A 264-nucleotide genomic window follows, 5' to 3' on the forward strand; every position below is an offset into this window, starting at 1 on the left:
GATCACCTACACCATCACCCTGACCAACAAAGACGGCCTGCCGATCAACAACCATGGCGCGCTGACCTTCACGCTGAGCGACGGTAAAACCGTCATCACCGTACCGGCCAATGGCACCAGCGGTTCGATCACCGTCACTGCTCCGGACAACGTCTACGTTGGCAGCAACCCAGCGGTGGTCAACTCCATCGCGACCGTTGCGGGTGCTGATGTTGGCAAGTTCGAGCAACTGACCCTGGACAAGACCCCGGTCAGCACCACCGT

Annotated in this window: 1 protein-coding gene; it reads left to right on the forward strand. The window is 59.8% G+C overall.

Annotated features, from left to right (window positions below; translation table 11 throughout):
* Positions 1-264 (forward strand): immunoglobulin-like domain-containing protein (locus R0J88_RS20905; protein WP_410901011.1); only part of this gene is annotated, 264 nt, incomplete at both ends.

The sequence above is a fragment of the Pseudoalteromonas sp. SIMBA_162 genome (assembly GCF_046535955.1).
In the GTDB taxonomy this organism is placed as follows: domain Bacteria; phylum Pseudomonadota; class Gammaproteobacteria; order Enterobacterales; family Alteromonadaceae; genus Pseudoalteromonas; species Pseudoalteromonas marina.